Source organism: Nitrosospira lacus, assembly GCF_000355765.4.
Taxonomy (GTDB): domain Bacteria; phylum Pseudomonadota; class Gammaproteobacteria; order Burkholderiales; family Nitrosomonadaceae; genus Nitrosospira; species Nitrosospira lacus.
The window spans coordinates 2,503,426-2,528,674 of record NZ_CP021106.3 but is presented as its reverse complement, the minus strand read 5'-3'; the positions used below and the strand labels follow the sequence as shown (position 1 = coordinate 2,528,674).

The 25,249-nt window shown below is 55.3% G+C and carries 20 protein-coding genes and 1 pseudogene; 11 read left to right on the top strand and 10 right to left on the bottom strand.

Annotated features, from left to right (window positions below):
- Positions 1-81 precede the first annotated feature (81 nt).
- The 7 genes from ygfZ (at position 82) to pelG (ending at position 12,123) form a co-directional block, all read left to right on the top strand.
- The gene (ygfZ, locus tag EBAPG3_RS11455) at positions 82-1,134 is read left to right on the top strand and encodes a CAF17-like 4Fe-4S cluster assembly/insertion protein YgfZ (RefSeq protein ID WP_004174782.1); all 1,053 of its coding nucleotides are present in this window, start codon (positions 82-84) and stop codon (positions 1,132-1,134) included.
- Between the two features lie 318 nt (positions 1,135-1,452).
- Positions 1,453-4,179, top strand: coding sequence for an endo alpha-1,4 polygalactosaminidase (locus EBAPG3_RS11450; protein WP_151898940.1), 2,727 nt, complete (start codon positions 1,453-1,455; stop codon positions 4,177-4,179).
- Positions 4,130-6,880 carry a tetratricopeptide repeat protein gene (locus EBAPG3_RS11445; RefSeq protein WP_227869206.1) on the top strand — a complete coding sequence of 917 codons (2,751 nt, stop codon included), beginning with the start codon at positions 4,130-4,132 and terminating at the stop codon, positions 6,878-6,880. Before EBAPG3_RS11450 ends, EBAPG3_RS11445 begins: the two co-directional genes overlap by 50 nt.
- Positions 6,877-8,151 carry a PelD GGDEF domain-containing protein gene (locus EBAPG3_RS11440; RefSeq protein ID WP_004174779.1) on the top strand — a complete coding sequence of 425 codons (1,275 nt, stop codon included), beginning with the start codon at positions 6,877-6,879 and terminating at the stop codon, positions 8,149-8,151. The genes EBAPG3_RS11445 and EBAPG3_RS11440 overlap by 4 nt, the downstream gene beginning before the upstream one ends.
- On the top strand, positions 8,151-9,167 hold the full coding sequence (locus tag EBAPG3_RS11435; RefSeq protein ID WP_004174778.1) for a hypothetical protein: 1,017 nt from the start codon (positions 8,151-8,153) through the stop codon (positions 9,165-9,167). The genes EBAPG3_RS11440 and EBAPG3_RS11435 overlap by 1 nt, the downstream gene beginning before the upstream one ends.
- Positions 9,152-10,750: a GT4 family glycosyltransferase PelF gene (pelF, locus tag EBAPG3_RS11430; RefSeq protein ID WP_004174776.1), complete on the top strand. Its 1,599-nt coding sequence runs from the start codon at positions 9,152-9,154 to the stop codon at positions 10,748-10,750. The genes EBAPG3_RS11435 and pelF overlap by 16 nt, the downstream gene beginning before the upstream one ends.
- Before the next feature lie 2 nt (positions 10,751-10,752).
- Positions 10,753-12,123, top strand: coding sequence for an exopolysaccharide Pel transporter PelG (gene pelG, locus EBAPG3_RS11425; protein WP_004174774.1), 1,371 nt, complete (start codon positions 10,753-10,755; stop codon positions 12,121-12,123).
- Positions 12,124-12,299: 176 nt separating this feature from the next.
- Here pelG and EBAPG3_RS11420 read toward each other — a convergent pair whose 3' ends face one another.
- Positions 12,300-12,791 (bottom strand): GNAT family N-acetyltransferase, encoded by a 492-nt coding sequence (locus EBAPG3_RS11420; protein WP_040851186.1) that lies wholly within the window; start codon positions 12,789-12,791, stop codon positions 12,300-12,302.
- Between the two features lie 208 nt (positions 12,792-12,999).
- Here EBAPG3_RS11420 and EBAPG3_RS11415 point away from each other — a divergent pair, with 208 nt between their 5' ends.
- From EBAPG3_RS11415 to EBAPG3_RS15655, 3 genes and pseudogenes are all read left to right on the top strand, one after another.
- Entirely contained in the window at positions 13,000-13,998 is a 999-nt protein-coding gene (locus tag EBAPG3_RS11415) for a glutathione S-transferase family protein (protein WP_004174770.1), read from the top strand.
- A complete protein-coding gene (locus tag EBAPG3_RS15225) occupies positions 13,995-14,141 on the top strand; it encodes a hypothetical protein (RefSeq protein ID WP_161493799.1) in 147 nt (48 codons plus the stop codon). Before EBAPG3_RS11415 ends, EBAPG3_RS15225 begins: the two co-directional genes overlap by 4 nt.
- 1,327 nt (positions 14,142-15,468) lie before the next feature.
- Positions 15,469-16,626: pseudogene (locus EBAPG3_RS15655) on the top strand (c-type cytochrome); the annotation flags it as partial.
- A gap of 316 nt (positions 16,627-16,942) precedes the next feature.
- On the opposite strand, the gene EBAPG3_RS11395 reads toward EBAPG3_RS15655, so the two are convergent.
- The 9 genes from EBAPG3_RS11395 to EBAPG3_RS11355 all read right to left on the bottom strand — a co-directional run bounded on the left by EBAPG3_RS11395 (position 16,943) and on the right by EBAPG3_RS11355 (position 24,728).
- Positions 16,943-17,380 (bottom strand): CHRD domain-containing protein, encoded by a 438-nt coding sequence (locus tag EBAPG3_RS11395; protein ID WP_004174764.1) that lies wholly within the window; start codon positions 17,378-17,380, stop codon positions 16,943-16,945.
- A gap of 318 nt (positions 17,381-17,698) precedes the next feature.
- Complete coding sequence (locus EBAPG3_RS11390; RefSeq protein WP_004174763.1) at positions 17,699-18,190, bottom strand: CreA family protein; 492 nt, start codon at positions 18,188-18,190, stop codon at positions 17,699-17,701.
- 234 nt (positions 18,191-18,424) lie between these two features.
- Complete coding sequence (locus tag EBAPG3_RS11385; protein ID WP_004174761.1) at positions 18,425-19,849, bottom strand: Dyp-type peroxidase; 1,425 nt, start codon at positions 19,847-19,849, stop codon at positions 18,425-18,427.
- 42 nt (positions 19,850-19,891) lie between these two features.
- Positions 19,892-20,389: a hypothetical protein gene (locus EBAPG3_RS11380; protein ID WP_004174760.1), complete on the bottom strand. Its 498-nt coding sequence runs from the start codon at positions 20,387-20,389 to the stop codon at positions 19,892-19,894.
- 89 nt (positions 20,390-20,478) lie between these two features.
- Positions 20,479-22,107 carry a phospholipase D-like domain-containing protein gene (locus tag EBAPG3_RS11375; RefSeq protein ID WP_004174758.1) on the bottom strand — a complete coding sequence of 543 codons (1,629 nt, stop codon included), beginning with the start codon at positions 22,105-22,107 and terminating at the stop codon, positions 20,479-20,481.
- A 67-nt stretch (positions 22,108-22,174) separates the two neighbouring features.
- The gene (locus tag EBAPG3_RS11370) at positions 22,175-22,489 is read right to left on the bottom strand and encodes a phage protein NinX family protein (RefSeq protein ID WP_004174755.1); all 315 of its coding nucleotides are present in this window, start codon (positions 22,487-22,489) and stop codon (positions 22,175-22,177) included.
- A 75-nt stretch (positions 22,490-22,564) separates the two neighbouring features.
- Entirely contained in the window at positions 22,565-23,431 is an 867-nt protein-coding gene (gene ypfJ / locus EBAPG3_RS11365; protein ID WP_040851166.1) for a KPN_02809 family neutral zinc metallopeptidase, read from the bottom strand.
- A 413-nt stretch (positions 23,432-23,844) separates the two neighbouring features.
- Positions 23,845-24,411, bottom strand: a complete 567-nt coding sequence (locus EBAPG3_RS11360; RefSeq protein ID WP_004174752.1) for a YceI family protein — start codon at positions 24,409-24,411, stop codon at positions 23,845-23,847.
- A 77-nt stretch (positions 24,412-24,488) separates the two neighbouring features.
- Positions 24,489-24,728 (bottom strand): hypothetical protein, encoded by a 240-nt coding sequence (locus EBAPG3_RS11355; RefSeq protein ID WP_004174750.1) that lies wholly within the window; start codon positions 24,726-24,728, stop codon positions 24,489-24,491.
- Positions 24,729-25,023: 295 nt separating this feature from the next.
- On the opposite strand from EBAPG3_RS11355, the gene EBAPG3_RS11350 reads away from it, so the two are divergent.
- The gene (locus EBAPG3_RS11350; protein ID WP_004174746.1) at positions 25,024-25,206 is read left to right on the top strand and encodes a hypothetical protein; all 183 of its coding nucleotides are present in this window, start codon (positions 25,024-25,026) and stop codon (positions 25,204-25,206) included.
- The last annotated feature ends 43 nt before the right edge of the window (positions 25,207-25,249 follow it).

Below are 25,249 nucleotides of genomic sequence, written 5' to 3'. Positions count from 1 at the left end.
GCAATTAGCGGTTTATTCGGGATGCACGTTGGCCGTATAATCCCCCCATTGATTCTCATTTACCAGCCGGCCTTGATTCGCATGAACCCCGCATGGCAATTTTATCTGCAAAACTGCAACGCCATCATCCAGGATGGCCGCATTGTCAGCTTTGGTGATGCCGCCGCGGAGCTGGCAAGTGTCAGGTCGGACACGGTGCTTGCTGATCTGTCGCATTTTGGCCTGATTCATTTTTCGGGTGAGGACGCGCAATCTTTTCTTCAGGGGCAGGTGAGTTGCGATATCAGGGCGATCAGCCCCTCCGCCATCCGCTCCACCGCGCTCTATGGAAGTTATTGCAACCCAAAGGGCAGGATGCTAGCAAGTTTCCTGATGTGGCACGACAACGGGGGCTATGCCATGCAATTGCCGTCGGCGTTGCGGGCAGCCATTCAGAAGCGTCTGTCCATGTATGTCCTGCGCGCCAGAGCCAGGCTGACCGACAGTAGTGACGTGCTGGTGCGCATCGGCGTGGCGGGAGCACATGCCGAGACGCTAATGCGGGAAATTCCGGGTGAGATTCCAGGATCTCCACTCGAAGTGACTCATGTTCAGGCGGGAAGCATCATCCGTCTTGCACAAGACCGTTTTGAGCTCATCATGCCCGCCGAGCAGGCACAAACCGTGTGGGAGCGCTGGAGGAAAGATGCCCGGCCGGTGGGATCATCCTGTTGGGATTGGCTGGAAATCAAAGCCGGTATTCCCATGATCACCACGCCGACACAAGAACAATTCGTACCGCAAATGGCGAATCTGGATGCCATCGGCGGGATAAGCTTCCAGAAGGGCTGTTATCCCGGTCAGGAGATTGTCGCCCGTACCCAGTATCTGGGAAAAATCAAACGCCGCATGGTCCTTGCCAATATCCAGCCACCGTCGGAAACGTCCATTGAAGCGGGAGATGAATTGTTCAGCGCCGATATGGGGGAACAGTCAAGCGGCATGATAGTCAATGCCGCTCCTGCACCTGACGGAGGGTTTGATGTGTTAGCGGTGGTACAGACAAGGAGTATCGAGACCGGTAAAATTTATTGGATGTCCTTGGATGGTCCCATGCTGGAGATGATGCCGCTACCCTATTCAGTACATCATTAGCTGCTGGAACCACGTTTTATGAATGCTTTGTTCATCCCATGCAGCGGACCCTCGGGGGCAACCCTGAAAATGGGGGCGAATTGATAACAAACTCTCTGCCCGGGTAATTAATGTCCGGCGACCGGCTGTCTTTACGCATGAGCGGGAACCGCTAAGACCCGATATCATGCTACGCGGGTAACATCGCCCGGCAAGAAGACTACAAGTGGCTGGCCGGTTGATTATCTCCCAGCGCGGGTGTCGTCAGACCATTCCTGTCAAGGATATGCCAGGAGTGTACTCGTCATCCATCCGATGCGTGTTTGAAATAAACTGAAAATGCTTAAAAGCGAAATGCTGCTCATCCGTTTCCTATTGCTGCCGTTCATATTCATGACCTCCGCCGTGTTGGCCGATACCCTGGAACACCGCGACATTGTGTTCTACTACGGAAGCCGTCCACCGGTGGAAGACTTGCGCCATTTCGATCAGATTGTCATTCAACCGAGCCAGATCCTGCCCCACGAGAAAGCAGCGTTGTTAAACCTGGATTCGCTGATATTTGCCTATATATCATACGGCGAAGTTGCGCGTAATAGCGAGGATATGCCGCGCATCAAAACGAAATGGTCGATTGGCGTGAATCCCGCATGGAATAGCCTGGTGATGAACATGAATGATCCCGCCTGGCACGAGTATCTGCTGGAGCATCATTTCGGCCGCCTGTGGCGTGACGGCTACCGCGCGTTTTTCCTCGATACGGTCGATAGCTATCTGATCGTGACGAGTGAAGGCAAACAGCGCGAGGAGCAAGAGAAAGGCCTGGTTGCGCTGCTTGCGGAGGTGAAACGCCGCTTTCCCGGTTGCAAGCTCATTCTCAATCGCGGTTTCGAAGTGTTGGACCGCGCCGCCCAATATGCTGATGGCATGGTCGCGGAATCGCTTTTTCACGGCTTCGATCCGGTTACCGGCAAGCATGCGCCGACCAAGAAAGAAAACAGGGAATGGCTTCTCAAGCAATTGAAGCGCGCGCAAGATGAATTTAATGTGCCCGTTACCGTGCTGGATTATGTCGAGCCGGGTAATTGGACCGAAGCTGAAAAAACGGCACGTCAAATCGTCGAGCTCGGGTTCATGCCATGGGTCGCCAACGGTGATCTCACCTGGCTTGGGCAGGGGCGCATCCGTCTGGCTCCGCGCAAACTGCTGGCCATCATAAACGGCACACCTTCGCAGCAAATGGATCATGAGCTGTTCAAGCATGCTGCGATGCCGCTGGAATATCTGGGGCTGGCGCTTGACTACTGGTATATTGATCAGCTCCCGTTGCCCATCGAACCGCTGGTCGGACGTTATGCCGGTGTTATCACATGGCTGCCAGAAGATAGCCGTGGCCGCTATGACAGCATCTGCGCGCGCTTGAAATCTGAAGTTGATGCGGGTTTGCCGGTGGTGTTCATGGGTTATTTGCCAGCGGGCGCCGCGTGCCGGAACGTGGTCAATTATCTGGGAGAACTGCAGCCCACGACAAACAAGCTCAAGGTGGCTGCCGTCGATGAACGCCTGAACCGGCCAGGCACAGCACCCGTCGTGGGCAGCGGTACACCGGATATCCGGGTTCGCGATAACCATGAAGCGTGGTTGACGTTGAACGACGGAGCCGACGTATTTCATCCGGTTGCCGTTGGCGCGTGGGGAGGATACGCATTGCATCCTCATATCATGAGCGAGACGGTGTCGGGCCGGCATGAATGGCTGCTCGATCCTTTCTCTTTTTTCACGGCTGCGCTGCGCTTGCCGGCACAGCAGCCAGTATTTGATCTGACGACGGAGAATGGCCGTCGGCTGGGAATTATCGAGGTGCGTGGAGACCGTCTGTTCGCCAGGGACGAGCAGGGTGTTGAAGCCATTGATCGGCTGAAGGCATGGATCGAAAAGAACACGGCACCGGTAACATTGGGCGTGATCGAGGCTGAGGTCAACAATGATGAGCAGCGCGGCAAGATCAGGCAATTGGCCGCCATGCCGCAGGTTCGATTGGCGAGCCATACATATAGCCATCCCTTTTACTGGGGAATATTCGAGGGAAAAACCGACGCGGACCAGCAACCTTATCGTTATGGCGTATTTATGGAAGGTTACGCAGCGGAGATGATACGCGAGACAGCGGGAACCATTGAATTCATGCAATCAGTTGCGCCCGATTCTCCTCTGTTGCTTATCTGGCCCGGCGACGGCAAGCCTGGTCCCGCCGCGCTGGCGGCAGCCGAGAAAGGCGCATTACCTCATTATGGTGGAGGCGGCTTGTACTGGCAGAGCGGGCCGCTATCTTTTGCGGATCTTTCCCCGGCGTTACGGCCCACTCAGTGGGGCACGCAAGTGCTGACACCGTTAATTGGCGAGCCGCTGTTTGCTCAACTCTGGTATGGCGAGGCACTGAATTTTGGAAAAATCAGCGATTGGAACCGGCAACTCAATCTCGCCCGCCGCTTGCGTGCCTCGTCCATTTCGTTTCATGCCGATGCGATGTTGCACGCCAACGGATCCGAACTTCTCGATCGGCTCGCGGATGAGCAGCGCACGGAAAATGTGCTGAGTGTGTGGCTCGATGAATACGCCCAGCGTGGGCGGGCCTTTCAGACGGCGAGTATTGCACGCGATCTCAATGGCGACTGGCTGCTTTTCGGAGATGCGCTCAGAACGGTGCGATTACCCGTCGCGGAAATGACACCTCAAATCTCCACCGATGTGGTCGGCTATTCCGACCGGGAAACCAGCCGCTATATTCATCTCGCGCGTAATCATGCCGTCCTCCAACCCGCGAGCGATGGCACTTCGGCCTTGCGGCTGATCGACGCCAGCGCGCCGTTAAAATCATGGCACCTCAATCCAGATGGTTCCGCCACATTTTTATTCGAGCCACGGGGGGATTTGATGCTCGGAATTCCCACGTCCTGCGCGCTGAAGGTGGATGGCGAGGTATTGACCTCCCGGCAACGGAATTCTCATTCCATTTATGTCATACCTGAGAAAAACGCTTCAGGGGAATTCAGTCTTGCGTGTTGAAGCCCAGCGGGAATCCCTACTGAATGCGCCCGCATTGATGTTCATGAGTGCGGTGCTTTTAATCGTTTTCTGGGTATTATTCCCCCGCCAGCCGGCATTCAGGGATCCATCCAATTTGTCGGCAAAGGACGCCTTGTCGGTAGCCTATCTTCGCGTTCTGGTCCAGTCCGATCCGGACAATGCTCCGTTGCGCCTGTCATTGGTACAGGTATTGACGGAGGCCGGCATGACGGATGAGGCGGCGCACGCCATTGATCCGCTGACGCGCGCCCCCGCATCCGGCCTGAGCTACGAAATCCGTCTGGCAGAGCTCAAGCTGGCCTTGCAGCAGCTCTACAGACAGCCTCCGAAAGATGTCGAAGAAGCGCTGCGTGCCCGCATTGCCGCGCTTATTCCCGCACTGCTGCACATTGCCCGCAATGACAAGGAACTGGATCAGGTGATCACATTGGCAGAGCAGTTTGCCGAGCCTTCGGTGCTCGCCGAAACCTTCGAACAGCTGCTTGTCATATTGAATGAGAGTGATGATAGAAAATCAGCCTGGCTGGCCTCCGCGGCGAAACAGCGTATCGCGGCAAATCAGCCCCGATTGGCTGCACAAGATCTGTTCAAGGCCTTTTCGCTTGAACGAACGGCGAAGAAGAAGATGGCTATCGCGAAATCCAGTTTGCGCGCTTATCTTCAGGCAGGCATCGATAAGGAGGCTTTGAAGGCAGCGAGGCAGATGCTGGGCAGCCTTAAGGAGAAAGGCGAGGGGGATGCCGGGCTTTTTCTGCTTGCCGCCGATATCGCCGAGCCGCTTGCCGATCGCGAACAGGCATTGGCGTGGCTGGAAGAAGCGAGTTATTTATCGCCTGGTGAGTGGACGATCACCGAGCGTATCGTGCGGTTACAGGTGTCACTGGGTCTGTTGAAAGAAAGTCTTGCACGCATGGAACAATTGAAAATCTCCCTGGTCGCGGGGAGTGAGCGTCAGCGGTTGATTGCGCGTATCTATGACTGGAATGCCCAGCCCGATGAGGCCCTGCCATTATGGTTGTCTTTTGCGCGCGCGCGCGCCGACAATGAAGCGGAGACACGTGCTTTTGCGCTGGCCCAGGCGAAACCGGATCATAAAGCCCTGGTGCAACTGCTTGAGGCCGTCATGGTGCGCCGCAAGTTGACCGGCACCGAAGCCGAGGCTTATGTCACCGCCGGTCTTGCCACTGAGCAACCCGCTCATGTGGAGCAGCAATTGCGCGGCCACGCCGAACGTTTCAATAATCCCGTGGAAACGCTGAAAGCGCTCGCGCAGGTGCTGCGCCTTCAAGGTAAAACCCGCGCGGCACTCGCCGTGTATCAGGAAATGCCGACTGAGCAAGTGGGGCAGCAGAGAATGGAGCTGGCCCGGCTATATGAAGAAGCAGGCGACGCGCAGAGAAGCTTTGAATTACTTCGCGATTTCAATTCACCCGACCCCGCTTATGCGGAAGCATACTGGTTATTGCTGGCCAGCGTTTCCACGCAACTGGGTCAGGATGCCTATGCGGAAAAAGCCTATGAGAAGGCGCTGATTCTTCGTCCCAAAGATGCGGAGATACTCGAAAATCTGCAACGGTTGGCGATACGTCACCGCGATGATAAAAAAAGCGAGCGTCTTGCACATTATGGCTGGGATCGCTTGCAGCGCATCGAAGATTTGCAACGCCTCATGCATTTTTCGTGGAAACGAAGCAATTGGAAAGAACTCGAGCATTGGCTATCGCTGGCGGAAGCGATGCCTGCGGCAGCGACAGCGCAGGCACCCGACTACTGGTATTTCCAGTCGATGCGCAAAATGGGTAATGGGGAACGGGACGCGGCTCGCGATGCATTACGCCAGCTCCTGCGTCTGCGAGGTCCCGATCCGGAAGTTGCCGAGGCAATGATCTGGCTGTTGCTGTCGGACAAAACGGTCGACAATCCATCGCTTGACGCACTCGTTCAACCCTATCGTAATCAATCGGGTGGTCAATCAGCCGTAAATCCGCCTCTGGCGGAAGCGCTGGCGGCGGCGGAGCATACGCTTGGCAAGTCCACGCAGGCGGCGGAGTGGTATCTGCGATCGCTGACAACCCGCCCCAGGGATTTCTTATGGACACTGACACTGGCCGATAATATGGAGTGGGCAGGGTGCCCCGCAAATGCCAACCATGTCCGGCTCAACACGCTGAAAATGTTTGCTTTACGGCATTCCAATGAAACTGAAGTGCGGTACCCCGCACGTCTGGCGGACTATTTCCTGGGATTGAGAGATCAACGGGCCCAGCCCGGCAATCCAGATGAATTAAAGAGATGGCAATCGACAAAGGAGCGCTGGGGTTTGACAAAACCCATGGATAACGCCCGCCACTTTGCGCTGACGCGTCAACGCGAGCGTCTTGGGCTGCCCGCCTGGACAGCGTTTGCTGATGCGGTAAGAAGCAATAACCAACAAGTTGTATCAGCACAATTGGCGGAGGTTTCCAATCGCTTGCAGCGCAAGCCGGGCGAGCCCGGAGACGAGAACACGTTGCCGTTGTCCATGGATGATATTGACCGGGCTAACCGATGGCTGGCGGGAGAAGCGGCCCCGAATCAAAGTGTTTTAAATGATGAGTTGGATATTTGCCGCCAAACCTTGACGAGAATTCGCGAGTTACAGGCTGCATCCATACCGGCTCAGGAGCGGACAAAGCCATGAAAAAACCCTGGCTGGAAGGGATCGAAGTCGTTAACGTCAACAATCCAGAGTCGGCATGGGGCGGGTGGTTTGAAACCATCGCGCTGACCGTGATCGTGATCGTGGCATCGTTTATCACACAGCAGCAGGAGGATCCGTTCCGGTTGGGCGGTGGTTTCCCCTGGCCGGTATTGGGGCCCCTGCTGGCCGGACTGCGTTATGGATTCGTCTATGGTTTTGTGAGCGCATTGCTGATATTGGCGGTACTGGGTGTGGCCATTAACCTGCAATGGCAAGCCGCGCCCGGGTTTCCACTGGCATGGGCGATTGGCGTTGTTGTCGTGGCGATGGTGGCGGGAGAGTTCCGTGACATGTGGGGGCGCCGTTTGCATCGGCTCGAAGGCGCCTATCAATACCGTGCGGAACGTCTTGAGGAATTTACGCGCAATTATCAATTGTTGCGCCTGTCGCATGACCGCCTTGAGCAAACCGTAGCGAATAGCGGACTTTCATTGCGCGAAGGCATTATGCACTTGCAATCCACCCTTGGCGCGATCGATGGGCTTACGCAAGCCTCACTGCAAAAGCTCATCGAATTCGTAGCGGAATACGGCGCACTGACGCAGGCTGGTATTGTGGGCATAACTGCCGATCGCATCGATACAACCAGGATTCTGGCCCGAATCGGGGAAGATTTTACGTTTGATGACAACGATCCTGTATTGAAAACCGCGCTCGAAAGTGGCGAGCTGGTGGCAGTCAACCACGTCACGGAAAACGCGGCGAACCATAACCAGTTATTAGCTGCCGTTCCGGTGACTGATTCAACAGGGGAGATTCATGCCATGCTGCTGGTGAGATCCATGCCATTTTTTGCGTTTCAGGAAAATAACCTGAAACTTATCGCAGTGCTTGTCGCGCATGGCGTTGACCATCTTCGTTTCGGTGCGGCCACTTCGTCCGTCGCGCGTTTTATGGCTTCGTTTGAGCGAGTGCGCCGGGATCATGATGAATTCGAGCTCGACGCAACACTCCTGCGATTGTCGGGGGCGCGTGCCGATGTCATGGCGGCCTACGAAAAACTCAGGTCATCGATCCGCGCTATCGACGTGATTTGCATGACCCAGGATAAAGAACAGCCAGTCATCTGGATCATGCTGCCGTTGACCAGTGCCGAGGAGACGCAGGCATGGATGCAACGGGCGGATGGCGTCCTTGCGAAGGTGACGAGCGAGCTGCTGTCCATCAATGAAATTGATCCAGAACGGATTCGGTCCCTGGAGTCGCGCTGATGGCTCCCCTGTCCATGCCGTTGGGAGTTGTGGCGGAGTTGCTGGCTGGCTTGCTGCTTTGGTGGGATGCAAATTATTGGCCGGCCGCCGCCGTATTACATACCGGTTCATCCTATTATCTGGCGCAGGGTTTCTGGTGGTTGCTGCCACGCCGCTACAAGCTGCCCGCGCGGAGAAGCCAGGGTTTATTATTCATCTTTTTATGGATTCTGCCGGTGCTTGGTGCGCTGGGCTTGGCGTGGAGCGTCATCGGCGCCTTGAGGCGTCCTCGCAACCGTTCCTCCCACAATGTGAAGCTTGTCATATTGCCTGAGCTGCCCTTTTCACCCCCTGTCATTTTTCCGGTTCCGCCCTATAGCCAGGGCGCCTTGCGCCAGATCGTGCATTTCGCCGTGCGACCCTTGAAACGGCTTAAGGCGGTAATGGCGACGCGGCATATGCCGCCACGAGAGGCCATGACGGTGTGGTTGAAAGCAACTCGCGACCCGGTGGATGACGTACGATTGCTGGCTTACGCCATGAAGGATGATAGCGAGAAAAAACTGGCGGAACGAATCCTGGCGTTGACCGACGCGCTGCCGGATATTCCGCTTCGTATGCAGAATAGCTATCATGAAACGATTGCAGCGCTATGCTGGGAACTGGTGTATCACCGCCTGGCGCAAGGGGCGGTCAGGGCGCATTGGTTGCAGACCGCGCGGCACCATATGGAACGGGTGCTCGATCTGCCGGATGCCGGGCCTGCCGCTTCTTCCATTCCCGGCAGGCCTGATGGGAGCAGTTGGCTGTTATACGGGCGGATCCTGCTGGATTCCGGTGATCTCGTGGGGGCGGAGAACGCTTTTGCCCATGCAAAAGCCAGCGGCATCAATGAGCAAAAAATCCTGCCATGGCTGGCGGAAATAGCCTTCAGTGAACGGAAATTTCCGCAAGTGAAGCGTCATCTGGCGGCGCTCAAGCGGCCCGGCGAGAAGGGGAGCAAGCTGGCCCAGGTAAAAGTATGGTGGGGCACATGAATAATGGCGGCGGCACAGGGACTGAACAACAGGGGCGGACAGCGCGGACGGGCGAGACGGTGGCCGATATCGCCTTGTTGCTCGAAGGCACTTATCCCTATGTCCGGGGGGGCGTATCCGCCTGGGTGCACCAGATTATCAGCGGCTTGCCGGAAATCCGTTTTGCCGTCATCTTTATCGGCGGCGACCAGAAAATGTATGGCCCGCCGCAGTATCAATTTCCGCCAAACGTAACACATGTCGAAACGCACTATTTGCTGCACCCTGACAAATCTCTTAAAGCACGCGCGCGCAAGGGCAATCGCCGGGCATTTTCGGAAATGGGGGAATTGCATGCGCACATGCGGCAATCCACTCAATTGTCAAACGTGACAATGGCAAAGGCATTCGCAGGGCTGGGTTCCGCGGAAGGTGTCAGCGAGGAAGATTTTCTATATAGCGAGGCTTCGTGGGACTACATTACACAACAGTACCGGGAGCGTTGCACGGAACCTTCATTCGTCGACTATTTCTGGGCCATACGCGCCATGCACGCGCCCCTGTTCATCCTGGCGGGTATCGCGGCCAAATTGCCGCCTGTCCGGGTTGTACACGCCATTTCGACCGGCTATGCCGGGTTGCTGGGCGCGATGATTCGTCTGCGGCGCGGTATTCCGTTTGTGCTGACCGAGCATGGCATCTATACCAAAGAGCGAAAAATCGATCTGGCCCAGGCAACATGGATTCATGATCACAGCGATGATGTATGCAACACCCTGCATGATGAAATGGGGTATATCCGTGGCCTCTGGATCAAATTCTACGAGCAGATCGGTCGCATGGCCTATGCGCAGGCATCGCCCATCGTGAGTTTGTATGAAGGCAACCGCTTGAGACAGATTGCGGATGGCGCGGCGCCGGAAAGAACGCGCGTCATCACCAACGGCATCAATCTGCGAAGATATCAGGCTGCGCTCGAGAAACGTCCGGACGGTATTCCGCCGGTCCTGGGATTGATCGGGCGCGTGGTGCCCATCAAGGACATCAAAACATTTATCCGAACCATGCGGATGCTGGTTAATGAGCGATCCGACGCGCTCGGCTGGATTGTTGGTCCGGAAGATGAGGATCCGTCGTATGTGAATGAGTGCAAGGAACTGGTTACCAGCCTCGGTTTGAAGGAACATGTCAAATTCCTGGGTTTCCAGAACGTGGCGGAAATTCTTCCGCAACTGGGTTTGATGGTATTGACTTCGATCAGCGAAGCACTGCCTTTGGTGTTGCTGGAGGCATTTGCCAGCGGCGTGCCTTGCCTGGCGACGGATGTGGGCTCGTGCCGCGAGCTTATCGAGGGCAGCGGCGAGGAAGACCGCGCGCTCGGCACGGCGGGGAGCGTGGTTTTCATCGCGGATCCGGAAGGGGCGGCAAAAGCCGCGCTCGAGTTGCTCAATAATACTGCGCGTTGGCGCGCGGCGCAACAGGCAGGACTTGAGCGCGTGAAGCGTTACTATGACGACAAGCTGATGTTTTCCTCCTATCGAAACCTGTATGTGCAGGCACTTGATGCCGCTGAGCCGTCTTTACCCATCACCGTGTCGGCCTGAACATGACGAGCATAGGTTCCGAAATTCGCAAAATCCTGGAGCGCAACAGCTACTGGTCGGTATTGCGTGCCTATGGCTATGCGGGTCTCGTCAGCGGAGGCCCCTGGGTGCTTTCCATCCTGAGCATCATGATGATCGGTATTTTTGCCGTCATCCTGGATGTGGCGCAGGGTGAAGTCAACGCCTTCCAGATCTGCGTGACTTATCTCATGGCAGGTTCGTTAATCTGGACCGGCGGCATGCAATTGATGTTCACGCGCTTTGTCGCGGATCAGGCTTATGCAAGTAACACGGCCGAGGTATTGCCGAACCTGTTTGGGGTACTGCTGGTCACGATGGCCGGTGGTTTCGCGTGGGCCGCACCCTTTATTTTCTGGTCTTTCGAAGAGCCGTTTATTCGGGAGTTATTGCTGCTAAGCAATTTTGTGGTACTGAGCGGGCTGTGGATCACGCTGATCTTTTTATCGGGAATGAAGGCCTATCGGCGTATTGTCTGGACCTTGATAAAAGGTTATTCCCTTGGCATTGTCGTGGCGCTTGCGGCCTCTTCATGGGGGCTTAGCGGCTTATTACTGGGCGTGCTGATCGGCCATGGCTACCTGTTGTTTTCGTTTTTGCACCATATCGTGCGTGAATACCCGGGTCACTGCCTGCTCAAGTTTGATTTTCTCCGTAATCGCCGCAATTTCTATATCCTGTTTGCCGTCGGCACACTTTATTATCTGGCGGTTTGGGTCGATAAATTCATCTTCTGGTTTGTGCCGGTTACCTCCGAGGCGATTATCGGACCACTGCGGGCATCCATTATTTACGATCTTCCCATTTTCCTGGCCTATCTGTTCATTCTGCCGGGCATGGCGGTATTTCTGGTCACCATGGAAGCCGATTTTGCGGAGCAGCATGAGCGTTTTTACCGTGCCGTCCGGGAGGGGGACACGCTTATGCATATCGAGTACCGGCGCGATCAGATGGTGTATGCCGCGCGGCAGGGCATCTACGAGATTTTCAAGGTGCAGGGATTAACGGTGGTGCTGTGCCTGTTATGGGGCAGGGAGCTGTTGCACGCGGTGGGCATCTCGCCGCTCTATATACATTTGTTCTATATCGACGTCGTCGCAGTCAGCGTGCAGGTATTGCTGATGGCGATACTCAACGTACTTTTCTATCTCGACGCGCGCAGGGAAGTGCTGCTCATTACGGCATGCTTTTTCATCACGAACCTGATATTCACCTTCACTACATTGCATCTGGGTGCGGAAACGTTCGGGTATGGCTTTGCCGCCTCGGTAACGCTGTCCGCCTTTCTCAGCCTGTTTATCCTGTCACGCAAATTCAATCGGCTGGAGTATGAAACATTCATGTTGCAGAACTAGCGGATTCATCGACAGAGGATCGAAATTGATATCCGGTAGTTTTAGAATAAAGACTTGAGATGTTTCCATGAAACAAGCGGGGACAGGGGTATTCCGTCGAACCGGGGCCCTGAGAGGCTGTCGGGTAGCGCGGATTACGCCGGGCTAACCAGACCGCTTCTACTCACTGCTGGTAATCATGATGGCTTTACATCGCGACGATACACGAGCAGGTCATAATCTCCCACCGGCCAGTCACGATCCGGTTGTCGGGTAAAGCCCAGCTTTTCGTAGAGTCTGCGGGCACTGGACATGGGTGGCTCGGTTGACAGAACGAGGGCTTTCAATCCCAGATTTTGTGCGTGCTTCATGGCAGCGGACATAAGCGTTTCGGCCACGCCTTGCCGCCGTTCTTCGGGGGCGACCGCCAGCATCCGTACTTCAAGCTCGTCGGGTTTGGCGATCTCCGTCAATGGGTTTTCATGGGTTGCGAGGGTTACCGTGGCAACGATGCGGTCATCCATTTCCGCAACCAGTACGGTGGCCTTATTTATTCTCGTGGTTGCATCGCGAAGCCGTGCAGCGTATTCATCGCTGATCGGGAACCCGTCCGCCCGGTATGCTCTTTCGGTCAATTCACCCACCGTTTCCGCATCCCTTTCAGTTGCGGTTCGTATAATCAGCGCCATATCGATTTGTTCCCCATGTCCCTGATACTCATCATACATCGCATTTTAAATGCGAACACGAGCAGCGTTCTGTCCGGGCGAAAGTCTTTTGCGGGGTTACGCTGCGCTACCCAACCTGCTAATTATATCAGTCTGTCGACTTGTCCGCAGGCATATAGTACGCTGCGTTTAAATGGCAGGCATGACAGTCAAAAAGAGGAGGTGCAAAATGGGATTACTGGTCAATGGCAAGTGGGTCGATGAGTGGTACGATACCGCGACGACGGGTGGCAGTTTTGTCCGCACCACTGCACAATTCCGCAACTGGATCACTTCCGACGGGCACGCCGGAACGAGCGGCATGGGGGGATTTACCGCTGAAGCGGGGCGCTATCACCTGTATGTATCACTGGCCTGCCCCTGGGCGCACCGCACGTTGATTTTTCGTGTGCTGAAAGGGCTGAAGGACACGATTGGAGTATCAGTGGTCAATCCCTATATGGGTGATCATGGCTGGACGTTTGAACAGGCGCCGGACGTGGTGGCAGACCCCGTACAACAGGCTCAATATCTCTATGAAATCTATCTGCGCGCCGCTGCCGATTATACGGGCAGGGTGACCGTTCCGGTGCTGTGGGATTTGCAGCGCGATACGATTGTCAGCAATGAATCGAGCGAGATTATCCGCATGCTGAATCAGGCCTTTGATGGCATAGGCGCGGCGGAAGGGGATTATGCGCCCGCGGCCCTGTTGCCGCAGATCGATGAAATCAACGCGCGTATCTATGACACCATCAACAATGGGGTGTACAGGGCGGGCTTTGCCACCCAGCAGCAAGTCTATGAGAATGCTGCGGCGGCGTTGTTCGAGTTCCTGGATGAGCTTGAGCAGCGTCTTTCACGGCAGCGCTATCTGCTGGGTGACCGTATTACCGAAGCCGACTGGCGGTTATTCACAACCTTGCTTCGTTTTGACGCGGTTTACCATGGTCACTTCAAGTGCAATCTCCGGCGGCTGGTGGACTACCCGAACCTCTGGGGTTTGACCCGTGAGCTGTATCAATGGCCTGGCATCGCCGCGACGGTGAATATGCGGCACATCAAGGAGCACTACTACCGCAGCCACCCCACTATAAATCCTAATGGCATTGTGCCCGTGGGCCCAATTCTCGATTTCAGCCAGCCTCACGGACGCGATGGATTGCAGGGTTCCAATCCGATCTCATGAGAAGACAAAGGTATGCTGCACGCTTTCTCGTCGATCTGCAAAACGGTATTGGTTATCTCAGTTTTGCCCAAAGCATGCCCCAGGCGCCGCCGCCACCTCCCCAATTTTCCACATCCGCCGAGCGTACCAGCAATTTCCTGTAGAGAGGAAAAAACCGCCGGGAACACGTTTTATCCATTACAAGGTCCAGACAGTCAGCCAGAAAGTAGAGCACATGCGATCCGGTAAAACCAATAATTTTACGCATTTCAAAATTTCGGTTGGGTTATGGTTTTATCTTTACAAGTCACGAAAAAACCCGGTGCGGGATCACCGCCCCGGGTTGACCCTCTTGCAGGGGAGTACTGTCCCCTGTTTTGGTTGCATGCATAACTCGTGCCAGAAAATTGTTGTTAAATTAAACATTATTGGATAACAGTCATTTACACGAACTCTTTCTTGATCCTTGGTTACTCTTCATGAGACAACTGTAAAAATTCCCGTCATTAACATCTTTTTAAAATGATTTGCCGTGCCCGCTACGTCCATCATCGAAAACCGCATACCCCGCCCCGGCTAATTGCGGGATTCAGGATAATATGGAAGGTGTTACGCGGCGCGGCCATTCGATTGCACGCACCGTCAGGAGTTCTGTCGAGGCGCATGCTATCACGGGTCTTTGCTGCAACTTCAGGGGGCTTGCATAGTCTCATCAAATCACTCCGTACAAGAATAAATGGCGAACTGATGAGATCACTCGTTTTGGTAATACTGATATGCGCTACCGGATTTTCCATCGCTGCTGCTCCGCTGGACGTGCCCGATACAATGGAGGAACGGGTAAAGGCGTGTGTCGCCTGCCACGGTGCGGAAAACAAGGCGGGAAGGGATGGGTATTACCCTCGTATCGCAGGCAAGCCCAAGGGCTATCTCTTCAATCAGCTGCGCAATTTCAGGGATGGCAAGCGTTATTACCGGCCCATGGCCTTGCTGCTTGCCAATGTTTCGGATCAGTATTTGCTGGATATGGCAGCCTATTTTTCAGCGCTCAAACAACCTTTCCCGCCGCCGGAGCGCACGGTCTCCTCAGCTGATGAAGTCAAGCTGGCCCTGAGACTTGTCAACCAGGGAGACCCTGCGCGGAAAATCCCCGCGTGCGTCGAATGCCATGGGAAGGAACTGATGGGTACGGCGCCATTTATTCCCGGTTTACTGGGTTTGCCGCGTGTCTACATGATTGCCCAGTTCGGTGCCTGGCAAAGCGGCGGCATGTTGCGTGGACAGGCGGCGGACTGTATGTCCGACATCGCAAAGCAACTTACCACCCATGAAACCAACGCCTTGGCAGCATGGCTGGCTGCCCGGCCTGTTCCCGAGAATACGGGCCCTGCTGCCGCCCTTTCCGCTGAGATGTTCCGGCGCTGCGGCAGCACCATGCAACAAGGAGAAGTGGAAACGTTGATCCCGAACACAGCGGCAGCACCTTCCGGACAGCGCCAGGCGCGAGGAGCTTACCTCGCACAGGCGGCCAATTGCATGGGCTGCCACACGGACCGGGGCGGCCGCCCTTATGCGGGGGGGCGCCGGCTGTCTACACCCTTTGGCACCTTTGTCTCGCCTAATATTACGCCGGACAAGGCAACAGGAATCGGACACTGGAATGAAGAGGATTTCTGGAAAGCGTTGCATGCCGGCAAATCGCGCGATGGCCGGCCTTTATATCCCGCCTTCCCCTATACCGAGTATACGAAAATCACGCGCGAGGACTCGGATGCCATTTTCGCCCATCTTAAAGCGCTCGTACCTGTTGCGCAAAATAACCCGCCGGGCAAGATCGATTTCCCCTACAACTTCCAGCCGCTGTTGAGCCTATGGCGTGCCGTCTACTTCAAGCCGGGGGTTTATCAGCCGGAATCCTCAAAAAGCAGGGAGTGGAACCGTGGCGCTTACCTGGTACAGGGACTCGGCCATTGCAACGCTTGCCACGCGGAACGTAATCCGCTGGGGGCCACGACTGGAGAGGATGCTTTGGGAGGCGGGCAGATCATGGGTTCGAACTGGTATGCGCCATCCTTAACCGCGCGCATGGAAGCGGGCTCCGCTGACTGGCCGATCGAGGAGATTGCGCAGTTGCTTACGACGGGTACTTCCCTGCGGGCGACTACGTCCGGCCCCATGGCCGATGTCGTCAGGCATGGCCTTCAGTACCTGACCAGGGAGGATGCGCGTGCGATGGCCGTCTATCTGAAATCATTGCCCGAGAGCGCTCCGCGTGCCCAAGCTGGTTCTCCCCCGCTAACCGAGCAGGTGCGGCAATGGTTTCGGCAGGGCGCCAAAATCTACGAAAAGCATTGCCAGGATTGCCACGGAACTTCCGGCCAGGGTGCTCCGGGCATTTATCCGCCCCTGGCCGGCAATCGGGGCGTTACCATGACACCTCCCATTAATGCGATTCGCAGCGTCCTCAACGGAGGTTATCCGCCATCCACCACGGGTAATCCGCGCCCCTATGGCATGCCGCCGTTTGCACAGGTGTTGCGCGACGATGAGGTCGCGCTGGTCTTGTCGTATATACGGAACGCATGGGGTAACGGCGCGAGTCTGGTAACAAAGGCTCAGGTCGACAGGAGCCGGGAGGGAATGCACTGATAGGGCGTCACCAGCACGAGGCATCCGCTTGAAGCGGATGCCGCAGGTAGTATTAATATTGGAGCAGGGGTTCGTCCGCAGGGTCAACGATCGGAGCACCGGGAGACGGATCCGGATCGAAAGGTCGTGGATCAACAGGTTTATCCGGATCAACCGGGCGAGGGGGATCTTCCGCAGGTTTTTCAGGTGGATGCTGGGCCAGAAGGTCTGGCCAAGTTCGAAAATATTTCCTCATGGGCGGGCGCTGTTGGGGGAGCAATTGGAGCCAAAACCGGTACCCCGTCGCTTGACGGGGTACCGCATTGACAAGGTCCGGTTAGCGTTTCAATTGACCGCGTATTTCGCCGGCTTTATTGATGTCGCTGTGAACGTTAATGTAAAGACCCCCAGCCTTGAAGGCGTCGTATTGTGCATCCGTCAATTTTGCACCGGGCGGGACGGACCACTCATTGTCGCCAGTCTTCTTGAGCGTAATGATATCCGAACCGGTCTTGCCGGATGCACCTTCATGAATATGCACGCCGGTAGCCTTGATATCGGAAGTGGTGATCTTGCCCTTGACAGACTTGTCATCGTCAACCGTTATCGTGCCGCTGCCGCTTGCACCAGTTTTTACTGGGGGTACTTCCTGGTCACCGCTCAGATTGACCTTGATTTCACCCGCTGTCGCTATTCCCGCACTTCCTGCGAAGATGCCGGCGATTAACGCGACAGCAGCCAGAGCGAATCGCGATTTGCGAAGAATTTTGTGCATTTGTGTACCTCCTCGGGTTGATAAATTGTAAATGACAATGAGCTGTCAACGGGTGTGCTCATTCCTGCTTCCGTGCTTGTTCGCATTGACAAACAATTTTATTTCCTTCTTAAGGATGAGTCCGTACGGTAGCGTACGTAAGTTAACGATTCTCATTTCTTAAAGTATTTACTCGAAATTCAAATGCCATGGACCTAGCTGTTTGCGGTTTATTCCTGAAAAGAGGGCAAAAAAAGGCAAAAAGGAGTGATCGTGCGACGCAAGCGCAGCGATATCGCCACCTGCTATGTGACAGGTTGGGCAGCTTGTTTTCCGGATTTATTTAATCGGGATGGGTGTCGCATGCGCCACGGGAACAGCGGTAACGCTGTTTTGCGGATTTCCATCTATCAGTTTGTCGGAATAGGTCAGATAGATGAGGGTATTGCGCTTGGAGTCGACCACGCGGACGATATGCAGGCGTTTGAACAAAATGGACATGCGTTCAGTGAACACGTCCTCCTGCCGGGGGAGTTTTTCGGTAAAATGGAGCATTTCAGTCACCTGGCGGCAGGCGATGGAAGCTTCCGCCCTGTCTTCTGCCAGGCCTACGGTACCTTTTACTCCGCCTGTCCTTGCGCGGGACACATAGCATGTTATTCCACGTACCTTGGGATCGTCGTATGCCTCGATGACTACCCGGTCATCCCTGCCCAGCCACCGGAAGGCGGTATCCACTTCGCCGACAAGTTCCGCTTGCACCGGTGTGCAAAGCGGCGCGCAGAACAATATCGTGACCATTGCCTTGAGCGTGGATTGGATTCGCGTCATTTGATGCTCCTTTTTCGGTTATTTTTCCATGATGAACGGATGAGCGGCTAAAGATACGGGTACCGGGTGGTTCGTAATGGAATATAAGGGCAGACAGCGTCCCGAATATACAAAATGGAAAATGGCACACCTTGCCGCGAATTTGCTCGCCTGGTTTCATTTCTTTGCGAGCCCCCTCCCGCGGCAGGCTGGGTTGGACGGAGCGACGGAATCGGATCCATTTTTGGCGCCATATCAATTCCCTGAGCGGTGATCTGTGATATGAGGGGTGGTGACGCCTGATGTGGCGGACGTGGCGGATGAGTTGGAAATATGGCGAATTGCGGTAGCGCTGGGGAGAAAGCAATAGGCCGCGCCATGGCAGGTAACGAAACTCGAAAGACCGGTAAGCTGGATGGGGCGCTTCCGGCCTTTGACAGGGATCAGGAAAGTTGCGTCCGGCATTGAATTATCCCCAATGAGCGGGTCCCGGGTATCGCGCAGGCCGGGTGCGAAGCTTCCCTTGTTGCCCCAGTCGGACATCAGAAACTCGAACTGATCCTTAAGGCTTACGCCGATGAACAGGCCAAGCAGCCCACGTTCGATGCCATCGCCAGGATTGGCGGGGTCGTAGGGAGGGCCGTATGGCAGGCCGCGGCGGATAATTCGGTGCTTGAGACCGCTGTTTCCCGCCACCATCGAGCTGCGTGGATTCATGCGGCGGATATGCGAGCCCAGCGGACAGCGATAGCCGCGGCGATCATCATAGGCATCGGGCATACTATCGCTGGGCACATAGTCGAAGCTGTTGCGTTGCTCCAGAAGAATGCGTTCGTCCGCTGAATCAGGCGAAAGAGAAAGCGGAACGCCATTACGCCAGCGGCCGCAGAGTTTGGCAGCTATCAATTCCCGGTCAAATCCGGTTTGATGGGCGGCTTCCGTCAGAAACTGCTCGAAGCCATGACAGTCCTGCGCCAGAATGCGAAATGCCATGAAGCTGCCATTCCGGCCCAATGCCGCGGGCGTCGGCACCGGATAGGTGAAGTCCGAGTACTGGCTGGGATATCCAAGCAGGAATTCTCCGGCCGGCGCTTTCGGCAGCACATCCGGCATGAGCGGTGGAAGGCCGCCGTCTATGGTGGGCTGGGCGAAGCCATCCCGGTAGCCGAAGTGTGCCGCGTTGCCCGGCAGGCTCCGGCCTTCGTGCACCGAGAGTTCGGCCACTGCCCCGCGGCTGGAATAACCCGTGCGAAGCTGGCCGGTAATTCGTTCCAGAACGCCTTCCGTTTCGGCGAAGAGGAATAGGAGGATATGGAGGTCAGCGCTGGCGAGCTGGCTTTTCCAGTGCACAGGGCTGCTGTCTCCGGTATCACCCACCCGCTCGGCACGGGCGGCCGCCCCGGCCGCGAATTCATCCGGGAATGAGGCAAGTGACGAAGCTGGAAGCTCAAGCGCAACCAGGCCGTTATAGGTGAGCCCGACATTCAGGCAGTATGATGGCTTGACCGTCCAGTCGGTGGCGGTGGCGAGCTGGGGCTCACTCTCGCCATTCACCAGTTTGCCAAGAAACTGTCTTGCGGCTTCCGCTTGCGCAACCTTCAAGGCAAATACGCGCAGTACCGGCATCGCGTACGTGCGAAGGATAAAACCCTGGATGTCTGCATGCGGCAAGTCAGTCATGGGATGAATTCAAATTTCTGACGATTCTATTGCGGGGAATGGTTACACCTCGTCAAGTGCCGCCTGGATGTCCAGTACCGTTGCCTGGGGATAGGCGCTGTAGAAGGGTTCAATGCTCCCCAGGTCATTGGCCTTGACGTAGTTCCCGAAGGCAGCGCGATTCTGTTGAACAGGCAATGGAGGCGCGCCCTCCATGTGTTGGAGAAGTGCATTGAAAACATCGCCGATCTCGTCGATGAATTCATTGAGGTAGTCTTCGAATGACCCATCGTACGTCGTGATGATGGCGAGTTTGGTGTTATTTTCGAGAAATACAAAACGTGCGAAATGCACGATCCTGAGTTTATCGAGAGCAATCCAGATGGGGTTATTTTCCGGTGGAGCGGCCTGGATTTCGAGGATACGCGCATTGAGCGCCTGGAAATCCTCGGGTGAGCGGATGGTCATGATCAGGGTAAGCGGCCTCTGAACCGTTTTCCGGACGGAAGAGGTGGCAGCGGCTTGACGGGCAGAGTCAGTGTCCCGGTGAAATATTCCCATCGGATTTTCTCCTAAAGATAGCGGCGTGCTTACTGATTGATTAATTTCGTTTGAGTCGATTATCGATCAAATTGCCGGGTTATGCTGCGCTAGTCAACCGATTTGTAGTTGCGGGATTTGCCGAAGAATGCCTTGGGGGAGTGCCGGTTCCTGGCTTGCCCGCCGGGTGGCTCAAGTAGCGATTCATCAGAGGGTTCGTCGTGCGATATGAATGGCTCGATTCTGTCATCGACGCTATCGGATGCCGTGCCATTGTCCGTACTTTTATGCAAATGGTAGGCCTGGATCAGCAGCGCAATACCAATCCAGCTGGCGAACAGCACAAAAGGGACTGTCACCAGCAACGGCTCCACCGATGCGAGCGCAGCCATGCCTAACAGTATAACGCCGCCGGACATCATGATTTTCGCCTCGGCCGCGCCGAGGACGAGCCGGTTGGTGAGGGCGGCCCCGACAGTGTTGCTGACGCGGATGGCGCCTGCTGTCAATTGACTCGCGCTGCCGCTCCTGCGTCTACCCAGGCCACCGCTCAAGACAGGAGGAAGCGCAGGTGATTGAGGTATCGCTACCGGCCGGACACGGTTCTTTTTACCGAGCACGATCTCTGTCGCATTGTCCAGATCTCTTAAATACATTTGCTCCATCTCGTGCGCGAACCCAGGGTTTTCCACCGCCACATCCAATTCCCAATTGCCGAGCCAACTGGCGATATTGAGATTGCTTGATCCCACGCGCGACCAGCGGCCATCGGCCACGGCTGTTTTGGCATGCAGCATCGATCCATTCCATTCGAATACGCGTACTCCGGCTTCCAGCAGTGGACGGTAACCGGCACGCGAGACCGGCCGCAGGAATCTCAGGTCGCCGTTCGATCCCGGAACCAGTAGCCGGACATCCACGTCATCCATTGCCGCGCCTCTCAGCGCTTGCACGTAGCTTGTGGTGCCGACGAAATAGGCATCGGTAAGCCAGAGTGTTTTTTGTGCCAGAACCGTGATCAATTGTTCGAGGCGGTACAGTCCCGCTGTTGCCGTGATGCTGGCCAGCACCCTTAAATCAACTAAACCAGCTGCGGGGATCGAGTCCCGGTCCGGCAGTTCGTCCGCTGGTAATTCCGGTCCGGTTTCGGCCCAGGCACGAAAAAATGCCTGTACCACGTCGGCCACCACCGGGCCGCATACCTCGACGCCCGTGTCTCGCCAGGGCGGTATCTTGCGTTCCGGATAACCCGCCCACATTTGGCCCACGCATAACCCGCTGATAAATGCGACACGATTATCCACACAAAGGGATTTCCGGTGGAGCCGGCTCACCCAGCCCAGCGGACTATCCAGGCGCGGTGGATTGAAACATCGGATCTCCACTCCTCCCTCGCTCAAGCGCCGCCAGAAGCCGCCGGATGCTTGCGGGAACGATCCCATCCAGTCGTAAAGCACTCTTACCCTGACCCCTTCTTTCGCCTTGGCAATAAATGCGTCGGCAAACCGCTGGCCGATTTTATCGTCGTAGATAATATAGTTCTCGAAATAGACGGCTTCTTCGGCTGAGTCAATCGCATCAAGCCATGCGGAATAGTTTTCGCCTCCATCCTTCAGAAGGCGGATGCTGTTTCCATGAACGAGCGGGGCTCCGGCCGCGCGCGAGAAGGCTTGCGCGGCCAGAACTCGCGTTGCCGACATTGCTTCGCGAGGATGTTCCTTAAGCTTTGCCTTGACCATCTCCTATCGCTCCTGGCGCGTGTGGTCCATAACGCACGAATTCCCGCTCCCCAAATATCACAGGGATTTAATCGGTGACTTCCTCACCAAATTTCGAGTCGACGTAGCAGCGCATGGCGGCAATCAGGGGGGTTAATCCTTTTTGCCGGTGTCTGCCCGATCTCATATAAGCGGTGCAGTGCTCTGAGTCCGGTTCCAGGCTATGACTGAGGTTTATTCCTTCCCTTTCTATAATCGGCCCGCCTTGAGACCAGTCAACCGATGGTTCCCAGCGGACGTGATGAATGAGGCAATGCGAATCGATCACGTGCACATCTGCCAGGTCGTTTGCCTTTGCTACCCAATAGTCGAGCAATTCATCTTTCAGCTCGGATACCTTCATATTGCGCTCCGTATGGAAATCTTGAAATTATGAAGCGGAATCGGCTTTTTCAGACGGCGGTGCTTTCCAACAGAACTACAACCGACTCGCTTCCAGCGTATTGCATTGCGCGATATCTCCGCTTTGAAGACCGCGCTTGAACCAGTCGACACGCTGGCTACCTGTGCCATGGGTAAAACTTTCGGGCACTGTGGTGCCCTGTGCCCTCCGCTGCAATGTGTCGTCACCAATCTGGGCAGCGGCATTCAGGGCCTCCTCGATATCGCCTTGTTCCAGCCATCCCTTTGATCTCTGGGAATGATGTGTCCATACTCCCGCATAACAGTCGGCTTGCAGTTCGACGCGAACCGACAATGCATTGGCCTGTTTTCCAGGCAGGCGCCCGCGCATTGAGTTCACTCTCCCCGAAATGCCAAGAAGATTCTGAACGTGGTGCCCGACCTCGTGCGCGATTACATAAGCCTGTGCGAAGTCGCCGCCCGCTCCCAGCCGGTTCGCCAGCATGTCAAAGAAATCAAGGTCGATATAGATTCTCTGATCCTCCGGACAATAGAATGGCCCCATCGCTGCGCTCCCCTGCCCGCAGGAAGTCATGACGGCTCCACGAAACAGCACAAGCCTGGGCGCGCGATAGGCGCCGCCACCCTGTTGCATCACGCTTGTCCAGACGTCCTCGGTGTCGGCCAGTACCGTGGAAACAAAGGCTGCGGGCGTATCACCGGGCGGTGGCGCGGGCGCGGGGCCCTGTTCCTGAATCATGCCGCCTCCACCGGACATGACGCTAAGCATGGTGAGCGGATCAATGCCAAATATCCAACCGCCCAATAGTGCCACAACAATGGTGCCGATTCCGATGCGACGCCCACCCATGCCAAAACCTCCCATACCGGAGCCTCGGCGATCCTCGACGTTGTCACTTTGACGGTGGTCTTCCCATTTCATATTCCGCTCCCTGGCTGGTGCGAAGGTACGAAGATTGGCGTACCGGCATGGACAGAATACAGATAAGAAGCTATTTCAGCATGATGCGCAAGCTTATATACCCCTTATCCGCTCACACATTTATCCATTCATGTATCCAATGAGTCCGAATAAAAATATTGACGCAACATGCGCCGGTATGTAAAGCAATATTTTGGAGCACGGCGAATTATCGCAGTGAAACAGGACGGGAAGCAATTCTGCGAAGCGAATGTTCGCAAATTTGAAATCCCCTGGAAAGGTTCAGTTAAACCAAGCAGACTGAACGGAGCAGCTGGAGTTTTTGATCAGCCCGCGCTGAAGGAACCCGAAAAACCTGCAACGAACCTCCGAGTAAGTCATTACGGAGTGATACGGAGAGCTCGCTTATAGGCTCAATCTTTGTACGCTTCCGCTTCGATCGTAAGTTTGATGTCGTCACCGACGCCCGGGAGGGAATAGATCATGCCGAAATCCGATCGTTTCAAATTCGCCGTGGCATCCGCGCCGCACATTGTCCTTTTGTCTATGGGATTTATGCCGCATCTAAACGCGGTGATGGTGAGCGTCACGGGTTTGGTGACACCCAGTAACGTGAGATTTCCTTCAACCGACGCGGGTTTGTCGTCCTTGAATCTCACGGCGGTGGATTTGTAGATTGCTTTGGGAAATTCCGCAGTGTTGAAAAAATCCGCGGAGCGTAGATGATCGTCCCGTTTGGGTAAACCGGTGTCAATTGAAGCGGTCTCGATAGTCAGCTCGAGCGTCCCGGTTTTGGCGGCTTGATCGAGCATGAATTTGCCGCTGGTTTTGTTGAAACGTCCATGAGTGGTGGAAAACCCCATGTGGCTGACAGCGAAGTGGGGATAGGTGTGCTCCGGATTAAGGGTATAGCTTTCAGGTGCGGCGGATGCGGCAGTGCTAAAAAGGAGGAAGGATGAAACCAATATGATACGGGACATGGTATTCCTTTTTCGGTGGTTAAAAAAATCAGGTAATGTAAACAAACCAGAGTTCTCCGCCGTTGTGGTGATGCCGATTATAATGGAATTCCGCCTGCCACCCGCCATATTAGAAATAAGACAGCAGCGGTCAGCCCGCACAGAATGATTTTTCTGACTGCGGTGAGTTGCTCGAAATTAAAATCAGCGGCAAGATAAACCACTATGCAGAATCCCTCGATTACCGCCACTCCCGTCAGACGCGTGCTCTTGAGCAATTTTGCGTTGATCAGCGTGGCTTCGAAGCGGGCGGTGCCGCTTTGTATTGCGGGGTTCATTCAAATACCGCGTTTCCGAAGTTGTAATAAATTGACGATGATGGCGATATCCGGTCAGGATACTGGGTAAATTCTTGGATTTGCCAGCGGGAGCGGGATGGCAATATGCATGGAGAATATTAGTTGGCGGTTCTTACGCGTGCTGTTCCGGTTCCTCTATTGGAATGCACATCCACTTTTAATTTACGCTGGGCTATGATATGAATATGTTCTTGCTTGTCCTGGGCGTGATACCCGCGCCTCGATATAAGGGTCACCGGTGCCATTTTTTTGCCAAATTGTTCAGGAGGTACAAATGAAAATAATGAAACTGCTTCGTATAGGAATATTGTTACTCGTGGTGCCAGCGCTATCGGGCTGCTGGTTGCTCGCTGTGGGCGGGGCGGGTGCATATGGCGGATACAAAATGAAGGAGGAGGGCTATAAGGTGCAGAGTCCCATCAAAAAAGAGGGCACTAATAGTAGTACGGAAAAGTAGGAATAGCCCCGAATATTTCACCAGTTCCCCCGCATGATGGGAT